16 protein-coding genes are annotated in these 16603 nt (G+C 42.4%); 14 read left to right on the forward strand and 2 right to left on the reverse strand.

Annotated features, from left to right (window positions below; translation table 11 throughout):
- Positions 1 to 7: 7 nt before the first annotated feature.
- Entirely contained in the window at positions 8 to 1174 is a 1167-nt protein-coding gene (locus GQY27_RS15015) for a class I SAM-dependent methyltransferase (RefSeq protein ID WP_160035821.1), read from the forward strand.
- 122 nt (positions 1175 to 1296) lie between these two features.
- Positions 1297 to 2739 (forward strand): O-antigen ligase family protein, encoded by a 1443-nt coding sequence (locus tag GQY27_RS15020; RefSeq protein ID WP_160035823.1) that lies wholly within the window; start codon positions 1297 to 1299, stop codon positions 2737 to 2739.
- A gap of 42 nt (positions 2740 to 2781) precedes the next feature.
- Here GQY27_RS15020 and GQY27_RS15025 read toward each other — a convergent pair whose 3' ends face one another.
- On the reverse strand, positions 2782 to 3120 hold the full coding sequence (locus GQY27_RS15025; RefSeq protein WP_160035825.1) for a hypothetical protein: 339 nt from the start codon (positions 3118 to 3120) through the stop codon (positions 2782 to 2784).
- Positions 3121 to 3375: 255 nt separating this feature from the next.
- Between GQY27_RS15025 and GQY27_RS15030 the strand changes: the two genes are divergently transcribed.
- From GQY27_RS15030 to GQY27_RS15080, 11 genes are all read left to right on the forward strand, one after another.
- Positions 3376 to 3942 (forward strand): thioredoxin family protein, encoded by a 567-nt coding sequence (locus GQY27_RS15030; protein ID WP_160035827.1) that lies wholly within the window; start codon positions 3376 to 3378, stop codon positions 3940 to 3942.
- Positions 3943 to 4578: an MBL fold metallo-hydrolase gene (locus GQY27_RS15035; RefSeq protein ID WP_160035829.1), complete on the forward strand. Its 636-nt coding sequence runs from the start codon at positions 3943 to 3945 to the stop codon at positions 4576 to 4578.
- A 256-nt stretch (positions 4579 to 4834) separates the two neighbouring features.
- On the forward strand, positions 4835 to 5221 hold the full coding sequence (locus tag GQY27_RS15040; protein WP_160035831.1) for an ATPase: 387 nt from the start codon (positions 4835 to 4837) through the stop codon (positions 5219 to 5221).
- Between the two features lie 134 nt (positions 5222 to 5355).
- The gene (gatC, locus tag GQY27_RS15045) at positions 5356 to 5643 is read left to right on the forward strand and encodes an Asp-tRNA(Asn)/Glu-tRNA(Gln) amidotransferase subunit GatC (RefSeq protein WP_160035833.1); all 288 of its coding nucleotides are present in this window, start codon (positions 5356 to 5358) and stop codon (positions 5641 to 5643) included.
- Positions 5644 to 5666: 23 nt separating this feature from the next.
- Positions 5667 to 7124: an Asp-tRNA(Asn)/Glu-tRNA(Gln) amidotransferase subunit GatA gene (gene gatA / locus GQY27_RS15050; RefSeq protein WP_160035835.1), complete on the forward strand. Its 1458-nt coding sequence runs from the start codon at positions 5667 to 5669 to the stop codon at positions 7122 to 7124.
- A 28-nt stretch (positions 7125 to 7152) separates the two neighbouring features.
- Positions 7153 to 8592 (forward strand): Asp-tRNA(Asn)/Glu-tRNA(Gln) amidotransferase subunit GatB, encoded by a 1440-nt coding sequence (gene gatB, locus GQY27_RS15055; protein ID WP_160035837.1) that lies wholly within the window; start codon positions 7153 to 7155, stop codon positions 8590 to 8592.
- Between the two features lie 74 nt (positions 8593 to 8666).
- Entirely contained in the window at positions 8667 to 9149 is a 483-nt protein-coding gene (locus GQY27_RS15060) for a GNAT family N-acetyltransferase (RefSeq protein ID WP_160035839.1), read from the forward strand.
- Between the two features lie 34 nt (positions 9150 to 9183).
- On the forward strand, positions 9184 to 9897 hold the full coding sequence (locus GQY27_RS15065; protein ID WP_160035841.1) for an MgtC/SapB family protein: 714 nt from the start codon (positions 9184 to 9186) through the stop codon (positions 9895 to 9897).
- 227 nt (positions 9898 to 10124) lie between these two features.
- Positions 10125 to 12035, forward strand: a complete 1911-nt coding sequence (locus tag GQY27_RS15070; protein WP_160035843.1) for a DUF4097 family beta strand repeat-containing protein — start codon at positions 10125 to 10127, stop codon at positions 12033 to 12035.
- A gap of 203 nt (positions 12036 to 12238) precedes the next feature.
- Positions 12239 to 12658, forward strand: coding sequence for a peroxide-responsive transcriptional repressor PerR (gene perR, locus GQY27_RS15075; protein WP_160035845.1), 420 nt, complete (start codon positions 12239 to 12241; stop codon positions 12656 to 12658).
- Positions 12659 to 12771: 113 nt separating this feature from the next.
- Complete coding sequence (locus GQY27_RS15080; RefSeq protein WP_160035847.1) at positions 12772 to 14502, forward strand: glycosyl hydrolase family 18 protein; 1731 nt, start codon at positions 12772 to 12774, stop codon at positions 14500 to 14502.
- Positions 14503 to 14666: 164 nt separating this feature from the next.
- Here the strand turns inward: GQY27_RS15080 and GQY27_RS15085 are convergent, their stop codons facing one another.
- Positions 14667 to 15032, reverse strand: coding sequence for a YgzB family protein (locus tag GQY27_RS15085; protein WP_160035849.1), 366 nt, complete (start codon positions 15030 to 15032; stop codon positions 14667 to 14669).
- A gap of 123 nt (positions 15033 to 15155) precedes the next feature.
- Here GQY27_RS15085 and GQY27_RS15090 point away from each other — a divergent pair, with 123 nt between their 5' ends.
- The gene (locus tag GQY27_RS15090) at positions 15156 to 16034 is read left to right on the forward strand and encodes a nucleotidyltransferase-like protein (RefSeq protein ID WP_160035851.1); all 879 of its coding nucleotides are present in this window, start codon (positions 15156 to 15158) and stop codon (positions 16032 to 16034) included.
- Positions 16035 to 16603: the final 569 nt, after the last annotated feature.

A 16603-nucleotide genomic window follows, 5' to 3' on the forward strand; every position in this document is an offset into this window, starting at 1 on the left:
TACCATTTTGGATTCTTTACGAAAATTAATTACAGATATATTTGAAGAGCAGGCACTGATCAATGCTACACTCAGCCAATTACGTAAACGAGAAGGACAGCTTTATTCAAAAGTACAGATTAAACCTGTATTATTAAAGAATAAATTGCACTATCAGTTTGCATATCATCAGAACAATAAGGTAATTCATGAAAATTTAGAACCAGAGCAGGCAGCTAAGGCTGTGACTGTTATGTTTGAGGAAACATTTAGACAAGGTATGCTATGTACACCAGAAGCGGACTATCAGATTTTGATTAGTAAAAAATACAAGGTCTCCATTCTAACGCGTTCTCCGTCCAAAAAGGAGATTGACCTTTCACATAATCGTAAAAAAAGATATGTACTTGAAGATGGCAAACCCATTCCTTTTCTCATTGAACTCGGTATCATGAGTGAAGAAGGAAAAGTACATGCTCGCAGATATGATAAATTCAAGCAGATCAATCGCTTTTTAGAAATGGTTGAAGATATCCTGCCTAGTCTGCCGGAGGAGAGACCGATCACAATCGTGGACTTTGGGTGTGGTAAGTCGTATCTGACGTTTGCCCTTTATCATTACTTGGCGGTGAAGCAAAGACGGAAAATTCAAGTTGTTGGTCTTGATTTGAAGGCCGATGTCATTGAACATTGCAGTCAGATCGCCAAAAATCTGGGATATCAGAATCTGAAGTTTTTGGTAGGGGATATTGCGGAATATAACGAGCTCGAACAAGTAGATATGGTAGTCACGCTTCATGCCTGTGATACGGCAACCGATGCCGCACTGGATAAAGCAGTTCGCTGGGGAGCTTCGGTTATTTTGTCGGTACCTTGCTGTCAGCATGAATTGTTTGCGCAGATGGAAGCTTCAGTTATGAATCCATTATTGTCTCACGGCATTCTGAAAGAGCGTTTTGCTGCGCTAGCTACAGATTCCATTCGAGCGAAATTACTTGATATGATGGGATATCGAACTCAACTGCTGGAGTTTATTGATATGGAGCATACACCTAAAAACATTCTGATCCGAGCGGTGCGAGGACAAGCAGGTGACCCGGATGCCTTGTGGAAAGAATACGAGGCTTACCGGGACTTTTTACATGTCGATCCTTACCTGGAACGGGCTTGTCGTGATCTGCTTCCTAAATCGTAGAGGTGTAGAATAAATAGAACAAAATTGTTAGATAAGAGGTCAATCCTAATATAGGGTTGATCTCTTTTTTTTAGGGAATAGTAGATAGGTAGATAGGAAGGGAAAGAGGGATTGTTCAAATCATGATACATCAAAAGAGAAGAGGACAATCTGCAAAAAAAGAACGATGGTTATATTCAATTTTAGGTATTATTACTGGCTTTGTACTCGTAATGGGGATCATGGACCGCGGCCTTTTTTATATAGAGGATGTATATAAACTTGGAGGAGCGTTGCTTTGTGCTCTGTTTGTTATGTACTTATATGTTTGGCTTTATTTAAGAAAGAAAAGTAGATTTTGGTATGATCATCTGTACGTCCAAGGAGCTTTTTTATATGTGATTCCTCTGCTTCTATCTGTTATATATGCAGTCCAGTTCGTATGGGGAAATCCGATTAGTTTCGAAGGAACTTTTCATAATATGATCCGGTTTGGATTTATTTGTATTTATGCGGCAGTCTGTTTTCTACTTGGCACAAAACCGTTCGGAAAAAGATGGCTTGTTGCAAGTATTCAGATAGCAGGCTGGTTTCTTGTAATCAGCGGTTTATCTGCTGTATGCGGCTTGTTTGTATTACCTTATACCATTTTGCGCACGGATGATCCGTTAATTAGCTTTGCGGGAGCAAGATTATCCGGGGTACTTGAATATCCAAATGCCTATGCAGCGCTTGTTGGGATGTTTTTACTGGAGCGCCTTGCGGCAGCGACACTTGGCTTTAGAAGCAGTGGAAAAGGGGCAAGGGAGCAAGTGATCGTCTCCTCTCTTGCTCTATATCCAGCTGCAACCGCGCTTCTTCTCAGCGAGTCGCGCGGTGCTTGGCTGGCGGCATGCATATGCGCCGCCGCTATGCTCCTACAGCAGCAGCGCGGACAGCGTTTGCTGCTGCTCGGTGCGGGTGCTGCGCCGCTCCTTGCGGCGGCAGTCACGCACCGAGCACTTGCCGGCGCGAGCCTGGCGCCGGCAACCATTCCCGGCCTGCTGTGGCTGGCCGGGGGGGAGATCGCAGCGCTCACAGGTGCGCTGCTGCTTCATACACTGCTTGCGCGCGGCCGGAGGGTGGCCGCTGCCGCAGTAAGTGCAGCAAGCCTTGCCAGCTGTGCCTGGCTCGTGATCCGCACTGCATCCGCAAGAATAACCTCCGGAGAGACATGGGTCTCCCGGGAGGTGATGTGGCAAGATGCAGTCAGATTTGCTCTTAACTCCCCTTGGCTGGGCCATGGCGGGGAGGCCTGGAAACATGCTGTGCAGACAGTGCAATCAGCCCCGTATGCGGGAAATGAAATACATAGCGCCTATCTCGATATGTGGCTCGATACCGGTTTAATAGGCCTGCTGCTAATGGCGAGTCTTTTTGTCTATATAGGAGGACTTCTGCGCCGGCATGCGCCGGAACTCTTACCTGCCGGACTGCTTCTTATCCTGCATGGCGGGATTGATTTTGATTTTAGCTATTCGGTGTTCTGGATGGTTCTTATCTTACTGGGAGCTCTGGCTTTACCTGTCCCGCCCCCCCAGCGTTGATGAACCTGAGAGAAGAAGAACCTTCGCCATAAGGAGCAGGAATTAACCTCCGTAGGAATCCCGAAATGCGGCGGAAAGTTTGGTTTCTGGGATATCCCAAAGTGCGGCAAGCTCAGGAAGTACATCTTTGTCCCACCAGTCACACTGAGCTTTTCGGTTATTATGATTTTCGTTCACCCAGATTAGGTTACCGATCACTTTTCGGTAATATAGATTTTCTCCTTGTGTTACAAGGTCTGGTGCAATATAAACTTTGAGTCGCTTGATAGTCCGGTACAATTCTTTGTTGCAAGCCCTACGGATTTTTCGAGCTGAGGGCAGCTTCGTCTTGGGTCCTTTCGCGTAGGGAGCGGTCTGTCCGGGACGGGCAGAGTGATTCATGCCATCGACCTCCTTTTTTGTACCATATGCGGACGGAGCTGCAGTGGACACCTGACTTAGTAGAAGAAAATAAGAACTTCATGATATGATGGAAAAAGGAGAGCCTGTGATCTTTGTAGGGTAACCTCCGTTTTTACATAAAGTAAAGCAAGGATGATCATATCTTCCTTTTTTGTTTGTATTTTATCGATTTGGTTTATATGTAATCATCATATCAATTGATCACATTCTGAAACGGGAAAGGAAGTGCTTCTCATGACTCCAAATTTATCGCATAAATTCGGTAAAGGATTACCACCAGAAGAATTTGTTTCGAACATGACTCAGAACCAAGAGGTTTTTCAAGATTGGTATCAACGGTTTGAGTGGACAAATGTCGAAGATCAGGCTTTCTTTGAAAGCTTAAATCATCGTGATGATTTACGCGTTCTTATTTTGGCGGCTGATTGGTGCGGAGATGTCGTGCGTAATATTCCGGTTGTATTCCAAGCATTGGAGATTACAGGAATTCCTACAGAAGTACTGATTATGGAGAATCACCTTGAAATTATGGATCAATTCTTAACCTTGGGAGGACGTTCGATTCCGGTAGTTATCTTTACAGACTCCGGTGGTCACGTGCTTGGAACTTGGGGACCTCGTCCTGCTCATGTACAGGAAGCAATGGTTCAATTTAAGACAGAGAATAAAGACCGTGAGGCGGCAGATTATCAAGATAATCTCGCAGAAACACGCAAGGAAATTATAAAACGTTACGGGGAGGGTACGGAGTATCAGGCAGCGATTATACGTGAGCTGCGTGAACTGATTTCCGGTTTTTAGATGCTGAATATACGAACATTTAACCTAGGACCACTGCAAACCAATGCATATCTGGTGCAAGGAGAAAATACGAGTAAAGCTTTTATTATTGATCCGGGTATGAATCCTAAGTCGCTTGTCCGGGCAATTGAGAATCTTGAGATTGAAGCCATCGTGCTTACTCATGCTCATTTTGATCATATGGGCGGTGTAGAAGAAATTCGGAATTGGAAAGGGTGCCCTGTCTATCTGCATGCAGCGGAAGCAGAATGGCTGGAATCTCCTAAATGGAATGGATCGCTTCGCTGGCCTGATGTGACGGAACCGCTCATGACAGGACCGGCAGAATATGATCTTGCTGCGGGACAGACTTTGAATTTAGTAGGACATACCTTCAAAGTATTCCACACTCCAGGACATTCCCCAGGCAGTGTGAGTCTGCTTAGCGGTAAAAATCTTTTTGCCGGGGATGTATTATTCCGTTCGGGTGTAGGACGTACAGATCTTCCTGGAGGCAGTGAGCGAGAGCTGATTGATTCCATACAGAATACGCTTTACACATTTGATGAGGATATTGTGGTATATCCCGGTCATGGACCGAAAACCACCATCGGATTTGAGAAACAAAATAATCCATACGTTCGTGCTTCTCGCTAAAAATAGTAGAGAATCCGACATTCTTCTTCAAAAAGTATGGACAACACTCTTATTAATGAGTAGAATGAACTTTATTAGAAACACCCAACTATGACAAGCACGCAGACTGAGGATTCGTCCCGGTTTGCGTTCTTTTTTTATGTAGCTCTCTTTATCCTTATCTATCTTCTTATCTTGAATGGGGCGATTCTTTCCATAGACATCGTTACTTTTTTTTAGTAGACTAGACAGACAATAATGAATCAGGAGGTAGACGATGCTGAATTTAGGGGAAAAGATTATCATCGTCGCGGACGCCTTTGAGCAGAATCTTCCTGTAGGAGATTACGGTTATATTATTGCTTATGATCGGAATCCAGATAACGCTTTTGACTATGTGATTCGTGTTCCTCAGGTAAATCGCAACTTTTTTGTTCCATCAGGTGATATCGAACCGGAAGAACAAATCTTGAGACAGGAAGCAGAGCGTATTGAGAGGGATGCCCTTATTGATTACGCACTGGCTACACATAATGAGAAGTTGTTCCGTCAGTTATTAAATGGCGATGAACTGGAATTAGTGGAAGAGGAAGAAGAGGCCGCGAACGAACCAATGTCACAAGCGGATTTTATAAAGCAAGTTAATCTACGTGCATGGATTTAATGGTAAGGAGCCGGATCAATTTTCCGGCTCCTTTTGTTTCTTTATAACGATTTCATTTGATTCACTGCATGGACGTGTTAAAATGGACACAATATGAATAGATAGGGCTAAATTGAAGGAGGAACGAACCTAGTATGAGTATTACGAATCAGGATGTTCAACATGTAGCAAAGCTGGCACGTCTTAACCTAAGCGATGAGGAAGAAACACAGCTAACGGAGCAATTGAACGCAATTTTGCAGTATGCTGAGAAGCTGAACGAGCTAGACACCGATGGAATCGAGCCGACTACACATGTACTGCATGTATCCAATGTAATGCGTGAAGATGAAGTACGTGAAAGTTTGCCAATAGAAAAAGTGATGCTTAATGCGCCGGATGAAGAAGAGGGTCAGATTAAAGTTCCGGCTATACTTGAATAGATACCATAGGGAGGTAAATACCGTTGAGTTTGCTTAATCTTACATTACCTGAAATACATAATAAGCTGCATGCCAAGGAGTTTTCAGTTTCCGAATTAGTGGCTGCATCTTATGCAAGAATCGGCAAAGTAGAAGAACAGGTTCGTGCTTATCTGACTTTAGATGAAGAAGGAGCACAAGCGGCCGCAAGACGTCTTGATGATAAGCTTGCGGCTGGCGAAGAGCGAGGTTTGCTGTTTGGACTACCTGCAGGAATCAAAGATAATATTGTTACGGAAGGACTTCGAACTACATGTGCCAGTCAGTTTTTGAAAAATTTCGATCCTGTCTATGATGCAACAGTAGTTAAAAAGCTGAAAGCAGCCGATACGATTACGCTCGGCAAACTTAATATGGATGAGTTTGCTATGGGGGGTTCCAACGAGAATTCCAGTTTCTATCCTGTACGTAACCCATGGAATTTAGATCATGTACCTGGCGGCTCCAGTGGTGGATCAGCTGCAGCTGTGGCTGCGGGTGAAGCTTATTTCACACTAGGTTCCGATACAGGAGGTTCGATCCGTCAGCCTGCATCTTACTGCGGCGTGGTTGGACTCAAACCTACCTATGGCCGTGTCTCTCGTTTTGGACTCGTAGCTTTTGCATCCTCTCTTGATCAGATTGGACCGCTTACCAAAAATGTGGAAGACTCGGCTTATGTACTCCAAGCCATTTCTGGCTATGATGCGATGGACTCTACTTCAGCTAATGTAGAAGTACCTGATTTCCTCAGTGCTTTGACCGGCGATGTGAAAGGGCTGCGAATTGCGGTTCCAAAGGAATACATAGGAGAAGGTGTCGATGCATCGGTTAAAGAAACGGTCATGGCTGGCCTGAAAGTACTTGAAAGCTTGGGCGCTACATGGGAAGAAGTTTCTCTTCCACATACCGAATATGCAGTAGCAAGTTACTACTTGCTCGCTTCTTCTGAGGCTTCCTCTAACCTCGCAAGGTTTGATGGAGTACGTTATGGGGTTCGTGCTGAGAATCCGGACAATCTGCTGGATATGTATCATCGTTCCCGCAGTGAAGGTTTCGGATCTGAAGTGAAGCGCCGTATTATGCTGGGAACCTATGCACTTAGCTCAGGTTACTATGATGCATATTATTTGAAAGCTCAAAAAGTACGCACTTTGATCAAAAATGATTTTGATGAAGTGTTTAAAAACTATGATGTCATTATCGGGCCTACTGCTCCGACAACCGCATTCAAACTTGGTTCTCAAGTGGATAACCCGCTAACGATGTATCTAAATGATATTCTTACCATTCCTGTAAGTCTCGCCGGTGTTCCAGCGATCAGCGTCCCTTGTGGTTTTGCAGATGGATTGCCTGTTGGTATGCAGATTATCGGAAAGGCTTTTGACGAGTCAACCGTTCTGCGTGTAGCCCATGCTTTTGAGCAACACACCGATTACCATAAACAGCGTCCACAGCTGTAATTCACAGAGGAAAGAGAGGAAATAGAATATGTCATCAAAGAAATATGAGACTGTCATTGGGTTGGAAGTTCACGTTGAACTCCATACGAAATCGAAAATTTTCTGCGGCTGCTCTACCGAATTTGGAGCACCGCCTAATACACATACATGTCCGATTTGTTTAGGACACCCCGGAGTACTGCCGGTACTTAACCGTCAAGCAGTAGAATACGCCATGAAAGCAGCGATGGCTCTAAACTGTACTATTGCGGATGTAAGTAAATTTGACCGTAAGAACTATTTCTATCCAGATTCGCCAAAAGCATATCAGATTTCACAGTACGATCAGCCTATCGGTGAGAATGGTTGGATAGACATTGAAGTAGATGGCAAAACAAAACGTATTGGTATCACTCGTTTGCACTTGGAAGAAGACGCAGGCAAGCTGACGCACGTTGACGGCGGATATGCATCGCTTGCTGACTTCAACCGTGTGGGAACTCCGCTTGTTGAGATTGTATCCGAACCGGATATTTCGTCTCCAGAAGAAGCGCGTGCCTATCTAGAAAAGATCCGTGCTATTATGCAGTACTGTGATGTATCTGATGTGAAGATGGAAGAAGGATCGCTGCGTTGCGACGCTAATATCAGTCTTCGTCCTTTTGGTGAGACCAAACTTGGAACAAAAGCAGAACTGAAAAACATGAACTCATTCCGCGGAGTGCAGCGTGGACTAGAATACGAAGAGATTCGCCAAGCGGAACTGCTTGATGATGGAGAAGAGATTGTTCAAGAAACACGCCGGTGGGATGAAGCTGCTGGTAAGACGTTATCCATGCGCAGTAAAGAACAAGCTCATGACTATCGTTATTTCCCGGATCCGGATCTAGTTACTCTTCATATAAGTCAGGAATGGAAAGACCGCGTTCGCGCTTCGATTCCAGAACTTCCTGATGAGCGCAAAGCAAGATATACTTCGGAATATGGCCTTCCAACCTATGATGCGGAAGTCATTACATCCTCTGTGCATCTGGCTAATCTTTTTGAAGACAGCATGAAATACACCTCCGATGCAAAAGCCGTATCCAACTGGATTATGGGCGACTTGCTTGGCTACCTTAACAGTGAAGGGGTAGAAATCACGGCACTCCAGTTGACTGGACAAGGTCTTGGAGAAATGGTCGGCCTTATTGAGAAGGGAACGATCAGCAACAAGATTGCCAAGACCGTATTTAAAGAAATGCTCGAAAGCGGCAAACTTCCTAAGCAGATTGTAGAAGAGAAAGGGCTCGTACAGATCAGTGATGAAGGAGCCATTCTGACGATTGTTGAACAGGTTATTGCAGCTAATCCGCAGTCCGTAGAAGATTATAAAGCAGGAAAGCAAAAAGCGATCGGTTTCTTAGTTGGACAAGTGATGAAGGAAAGTAAGGGGAAAGCAAACCCTGGACTAGCCAATAAACTGCTTGTTGAAGTTTTAAGCCGCTAGGTTATGCTTGAATATACGGATAGAAGCTCGTCTATGATGACGGGCTTCTTTTATGGTAGGAGGAACTAGCTTAGATGGAAGGCAAAATCATACCCATCTCTTTGCAGGACACAGATTTGGTTCTTGAGATTTGGAGACTTCAGCACTTGGCATATCGCCTGGAAGCACAGTGGATTGGCTTTAACGAAATTCCGCCGCTTTTAGATACCGTAGAGACGATTCAGGGATGCGGTGAATCGTTTTTTGGTTATATAACAGATGATATGGAATTACTCGGAGCGGTAGCGGTAGAGACAGAAGAGGAAGGGACCAGAACGATCTCCCGGATGATGGTTCATCCGCTTCATTTTCGTAAAGGGATCGCAGGACAACTCATTGAGTATGTACTGGATCTTTACCGGGATGTACCCAAAATCATCGTTTCAACAGGACTTAAGAATGTACCTGCTTCGAACTTATATCAAAAATACGGTTTTAAACCGGTAGAAACGCAGGAGGTTGCTCCTGGAGTGGAATTAACGACTTTTCATTTGAATAGGATAAACGATCGTTCCTAATACTGGATGAGTTTAACGGAAGGGGTAAGATAAAATGGGCGATCCATGGTACATTGGACAATGGGATATTCTCTTAAGGCTGCTCGCAGCAATGACACTTGGTGGATTAATTGGAATTGAGAGAGAGCGGTCTAACCATGCAGCTGGTTTTCGGACACATATTTTAGTTTGCTTAGGCTCTGCACTTATTATGTTATTATCGGCTTATGGTTTTGCTGATTTCGTGAATGAAGCAAATGTACGTATGGACCCTGCCCGTTTAGCCGCCGCTGTAATTACAGGGGTTGGTTTTTTGGGTGCGGGTACCATTTTATTTACAGGAAAGTCTATTACAGGACTTACAACGGCAGCTTCTATTTGGGTAGTTGCGGGTATTGGACTTGCCGTAGGTGCTGGATTTTATTTTGCTGCTATTGTATCCACCGTCTTAGTCCTTTTAAACCTTTGGGTGTTTAATAAAGTGGAGAGACGTTATCTGAAGGGGAATAAACCCCACATTATTACACTAAGTGCGGTGTCTACACCTGTACTGATCGAGAAGATCTCTCATTTTATGGAGGAAGAGAAGATTGCCGTTCGTAAAATGACAGTAAGTGATCTGGATATCAGTTCATCAAACTATCGATCAGAGTTAGAAAGGCATGTTGAGGTTACTCTTCATGTGCTAGTTCCCAAAAGTTTCAATACGGTGTCCCTTGTTACGAAGCTGCAGGAGTGGCATCAATTTCGCTCGATTTCAGTTGAATAGAAGACTTGTTTGCATATAAAGGCTATACTTTTGTATCTTATATAGATCATATAAAGATCATATAAAAGAACTGTTCAGACTTACTGAACAGTTCTTTTATATTTTTTAAAAGGCTAGGCTAATAAATACCATTTGATTTCCAGTTACAGACAATAGAGAATAGGGTAGTATCAAAAAGAAAATGGACTTACCGTTCATTGTTTGTTATTCAGGAGGTGGATATTCACATGCAGCCTTCCATGCAATCTGGCTCATCAAAACGTTTTACACGAAAAAAACATAAGTTTATAGCAGGTCTTTTATCTGCTTTATTACCGGGTTTGGGTCATTTATATCTTGGTGTATACATTAAGGGCCTGACGTTTATTTTTCTCTTATTACTTGATCTATCAGCACTTCTTTATTTCTCTACGATCGGAATACAAATTAATGTACCGCTGTTGATTTTGCTGGGTCTTCTTATACCTGTTCTCTATTTCATAAATATTTATGAAGTTCTCCAGCTTGCAGATCAGATTGTAATGCGCAAGCGCAGGCCCCAGGGGCAGAGCGATGATGAGGACAGAACGATTGCTCCTAATTTTAGATTTTTAGCGTGGGAACGAGGAATCTCTTTCGGAATACTCCTTATTTTTGGCGGAACTTTAATGGTGATGTTCATTCAGCGACCAAGGTGGTTGCAGCAGTACATTGCCCTATATGGAACCACGGGTACAGCCGTTATCTTGATTTTAATTGGTGGTATTCTTCTCGCTAGAGAGATTTTACTATCCCTAAGCTTTTGGAAGAAACAAAAAAAGAAAAGAGTGGCATTACCTTATAAGATTCGAATTGGTCGATATACAGCTGCTTTATTTATTATGGTAACGGGCACTCTCCTGCTGCTTGATCAGATTGATCAGACGGAATATACATTTGAACTTTTAAGATACTGGCCGTTTATTCTAGTGGTATGGGGAATTGAATTTATTATTTCGTTTACTCTGCATCAACAACTTCGGCCTTCCAGTAAAAGAAAATATAAATCGAGATTTAAGCCTGATTTTAAAGGGATCGTCTTCTCCGTTACGCTTATCGCTTGTATCTTTGTTGTAACACAGCAAGATCATTACACTCATCTATGGAACAGAGTGAGCTTGAATCTTACCTCTGCTTCGATGGATTATAGTGAAGCTGCAGACAATCGGATTGTCAAAGATACCACTACTGTTCCTGTAGAGATGAGTACGGCATCTGTTCTTGTTGAGAATGTTAATGGAGATATTAGAGTAAACCGAGGCGATGTGGACGAAATTCAGATTAACACCATAGTATGGGTAGATCAGGTAGAAGAAATAGAAGCAGAGGCAGTAGCAGAAGCTTCAGAGGTGAAGGTGAGCGAAGGTAAGACCATTCACGTTTCTACCTCGCCCCAAGGTTATGGGAGTGAATCGAAACGCCAGCCAAGACTCAATATGACGATTACCATCCCAGACGACCGCAGGTTTGATCTGGAGGTTAGAACATCTAACGGTGCTATATACATGGACCGACCGCAAGCGATTAACAACATTAACGTCGAATCGGGTAACGGTAAAATTTATATTCATAGTGCTATCGGTGATATACGGGCTAAGACATTAAACGGAAATATATCGGTTGCCAATGTGACAGGAAGTGCTTCGTTAGATACGAATAGAGGAGATCTCCGAGCGGAAGATGTATCCAAAGAAATCAGTTTATCGACACAGGTAGGTCATATCCAAGCTTCTGGTATTGTAGGAGATATTGAAGCGAAAACACGCAATGGGAATATTAAAGTAATGAATCCTTTACAGGATCTGAGTCTTGAAACATTGAACGGAGCCGTTCAGGTAACATCAAGTATGGTAGGTGGCAATTGGAATATATATAGTGCAGTAGGGGATATTAATCTATCATTACCTCAAGACGGAGACTATAACCTTGAAGGTTCCAGCACATATGGGAACTTAAATAGTGAATTACCATTTATCATTAAGAACAGAGAAATTCAAGGAACTGTTGGTGAAGGCGAGTATAAAATCAAAATTGAGGGAAATAGTGATCTGATCATCAATCAGACCAAAATCCCAGAGGATGTTTCAGAACAACAGAAAACTCCACGGGATGAACTCTAATTGCTCACATTAATCTTATACTCAATTCAATTCTTTTTTGTCTAATGTACCTCTCCTTTGCCTATATGCGTTGACAACTGTAAGAATAACAATTTACAATAAATATGAAGTCTGTCACTTAACATGGAAAAATTTTGTCTAACAATTTAAATATTTAATCCCTAGTAAGGGTGCGAGTGTAAGAAAGGTAAGGCGGTGGGCTTATGGCAACACGTGTCCAACATGCGTTAGAACAACTTAAAACGACTGGTGTCCGCATTACGCCTCAACGCCATGCGATTCTTAACTATCTAATGGAATCAATGGGACATCCAACTGCCGATGAAATTTATCGTGCGCTGGAACCTCAATTTCCTAGTATGAGCGTGGCCACTGTATATAATAACTTAAAGATGTTTACACAAGCAGGTATGGTGAGAGAGCTGACTTATGGTGATAACTCCAGCCGATTTGATGCGAATATATCGGAACACTATCATATTATTTGCGAAAAGTGCGGAACAATTAAAGATTTCAGTTATCCTTCACTGCAAGACGTAGAAGAGAAAGCCGCAGCATGCACGGATTTTGAAGTGCATGGTCATCGTCTTGAGCTTTATGGTGTATGTAAGAGTTGTAGGTAAGCAGAAAACTGTTACAATTACGTGAGAATTCCTTTTTTGGAATTTCTCGCGTTTTTTTATTTTTTTTAAACTTTTGTGTTTTACTCTTGTTATATCGGATGGAGGATACTTACATGGTGAGAAGAAAAACACGAAAACGAGGGACAAGATCCCCCTTTTGGAAAAAAGCCCTGGGCTTAGGTTGTATCGTCACTATTGCTTACCTATTGCTTACGACTATTGTGATTCGCAGCGTGGATGACATTACAGATTGGAGAGGATTTGAAAAACCAATCTTTGTTCAAGGAGAACTTATGGACGCTGAGGCTAAAGGCTCTAATGAGAGTTTGAAACTCCCTCTTTCTGTGCTCCAAGAGGAAGTAGATCCTTCCATTCGTTACGAGGAGTCAGAAGGTACAATTATTTTAACTACTCCTGATAAGGTACTTCAGCTAACAAAAGAGGAAGAGCAGGGAGAACTAAATGGAAAGCCATATATTTTACAAAACGTACTTGAAGAAACGGACGGCGAACTTTATATTCCTGTACAAGCATTGAAAGAAGTGTACGGAATCAGTGTTCATGAGAGCGCAGACACAGGAGCTGTTTTGCTCATGAATCAAGGTGAAACCATAGAATATGCAGTAGCAGCAGGGAGTGGCCAACATAAAGAACCAGAAGAACGTATATCACTTTATCAAAAACCTAACAATCAAGCGGTGACCGTGAAAAAAATAAATCTTGGTGACCGGGTTAGAATTTGGTCTTCTGATGGAAAATGGTTATTTGTACAGCTGGATAGCGGTTATACGGGTTATATTTTAGCTAGTGAATTGAAAAGGGCAGAAACGGTAACCGTCCCGAAACTGGAAGTGGTGCCAACAGCAGCAGAGCGAAGATGGAAAGATAAAACGATTCATCTTACATGGGAGGCAGTTTACAATCGAGCAGCTGACCCAGATAATCTTTCTGTTCTTAAAGGTGTGAATGTAGTTAGTCCTACATGGTTCGAGATTTCAGATGACAAAGGGAATGTAGCGAGTAAGGCCGATCTAGCTTATGTGAAGAAAGCAAAGGCACTCGGTATAGAAGTCTGGGGGCTGATAAGTAATGCATTTGATGCTGACCTAACAGCAACAGCGCTATCCACTTATGAAAAGCGAAATACCATTATCACCCAAATCATTGAATATGCAAAAACTTATCAGCTGGACGGCATTAATGTTGATTTTGAGAATGTATATACAGAAGATGGTCCTAATGTTACTCAATTTATGAGAGAGCTTCGCCCTTATGCGAAGGAGAATGATTTAGTGCTCTCGATAGCGGTAACACCTAAATCAAATAGTGAACTATGGAGTAAATTTCTTGACCGCAGATCACTTGGACAGATTATTGATTACATGATGGTGATGACTTACGATGAGCACTGGGCTACAAGTCCAATAGCCGGATCGGTATCGTCGATACCGTGGGCTGCAGCTGCGATGACGAAAATTATGGATGAGGATGAAGTACCAGCAGGAAAACTCCTGCTCGGTGTGCCGACCTATACAAGAGTGTGGACTGAGGAAATGGCTGAGGGAGAAGTCAAAGTGAGCTCCAAAGCAATTGGAATGGATACTGCCCAGGAAATAATCTCGACACAGAAACTGACCCCTCAGTATTTAGAAGATACAGGTCAGCATTATGTAGAGTACGAGGAGCAAGGAGTCCTTAAAAAGATTTGGCTTGAAGATAAGACATCGCTTAGAGCAAGAGTTGAACTGGCTAAAAGACTGGAATTAGCAGGAGTCGCATCTTGGAGCAGAAGTTTTGCGAATGAAGGCGCCTGGGCTGTACTAAACCGAATTCATATGAACTAATATGATCTTATAATATAGAAAAGCCGTGCTGCGGCTCCTTCTTGAGCAGCACTCCGATTGTTAGATTGTGTCTAACAACTGGAGTGCTTTTCTTCCTAGGAGAGTTAGCACGGCTTTTTTAGTGTATAAAGAGTGTAGCTATTATTTTCTGTAGGAGATGATTGCTAGGATCTTGATTTTTGGACGTCAAGTTGATCTGCTGTTATGTTTGCTTGAGCCGGGTCAAAAGTCATAATCGTTTTGCAGAACATACAGCGGTCTGTTTTACCCAGCATTTTAGTAAGTTTGTGGCATTCGGGGCACTCGATCTGAACCGCACTGACAGACATCATACCTGCCCAAAAATAGATCCCGAGACTTCCCATCATCGAAATCAGACCAATAACAAGTCCAATACCTGCGGCGATCTTACCAGCGGAACCAAAAAAAACAATACCTGCTGTACCAAGTACCATAAGTCCCATTCCCATCATGGTCAGCAGCAATCCCCAAGTTCGAAAGGCTTCAATCTTAGCTGATTTAAAAATCATTATAAATGCTCCTAACGTAAGAGTAGTTGTCTTTACTGTATAGCAGGAAACCTATGTTTTTATGTAGAACTATATTATAACTTAATTGGTAAAAAATCACCATTTATTGTATGGAGGGAAAGCGTGGAATTATCTAATTTGTCTTTTCTATCCGAAGAGTCGGATAATCAGGGCGTCGTTGGAGCTATTGCGTACTCTCATTCCGGAGAGCATTTTCAGGGATCTCTTATGCAGGATTTTGAGGTGTACGTGTTGATTTTGCACGAAGACAGCTCTTTGCATAATAAAATAAGACACTCCATTATAGGTGAACTCCGTTACCAGATTGTTTACATGGACTGGATGAAGCTTAATCGAGATTTGATAACAGGAGAAAATCGAAGTGTAACGGAAGCCTTTATGGATGGAGATATCTTATGGGATCGGGATGAGAAAATTCATTTGCTTAGAGACTCTGTGCTGGCGTTTGCCAGTAAGATGCGTAAGCAAAAAATGTTTTACGAGTACTCTTGTTTTTTAAATACTTGTATTGAGGCAAAGCGTTGGCTCGCAGATGGACAGGTAATTGATGCATACCAAAGTATTCTGAAATCACTCAAACACTGGGCAAAAATCGTAGTAATTGAGAGGGGGACCCCTCCCGAGCAGGCTGTATGGGCACAGATCAGAGACATGGACAGAGCAGTATATAAGTTATATGACGAGCTTATAGCCAGTGAAGAGACCTTGGAACAACGTGTGGAATTAACTTTGCTAGCCTGTGAGTTTTCAGTCATGTCCAAAATGGAAGGTTGCTCTGAGTTATTATTAGAAGTTCTTCGCAAAAGCAATCATCCTGTAAGTTTAGCTGAGTTAATGATGAATCCAGATCTTATGTATTGTCATGAGGAGCTCCCGCTCATGCTGCGTAAGTTAGTGCATCGTTCTATTATCAAGGAAACGGGCAGCTGGATCCCTTCATTAACTGAAAGCGGGAGAGAGATTCGATACTTTGTGAATTGATTCGAGTTCGTATGTTAAAGATAGAGGAGATGAGAAGGATAATCTTCTCTTATCTTTTTGGCAAATAAGTATGTAAAGTGTGAGAGGATAATTGGATAACGGCCCTTTTAACTAACAAATCTCCTTGCTAAGTGTACAACAGGGCTATTGAAGTAGGAGAGATGAAAAACCTTAAAAAAAGTTAGTTATATAGCTTGACTCATCCCTTCCTAATATGATAAATTATAAATCGCCCGTTAAAAAGGCGACAAACTTTCAGGTTAGTCATTACAACATGGACTATATCGATAAGAAAGTTTGAAAAAAGATTTTTAAAAAAATGTTTGACGAAACAAACGACAATGTGTTATATTATAAAAGTCGCCGCTTGAAATAAGCGAGTGATAAAAAATGAAGTTTCACATTGAAGATTGATCTTTGAAAACTGAACAACGAGGAGTTTTACGCAAGTGAAACTCATGAGTGAATTAATACAAATTCAATTTGTTGGTCATAACAAATTGAATAGAGAACTTTAAGTTCTCGTCAGCATTTTCTAAATGAGCTTATCGCTCTTTTCAATAACTTTA

It is taken from the genome of Paenibacillus sp. An7 (genome assembly GCF_009870785.1).
Taxonomy (GTDB): Bacteria; Bacillota; Bacilli; order Paenibacillales; family Paenibacillaceae; genus Paenibacillus.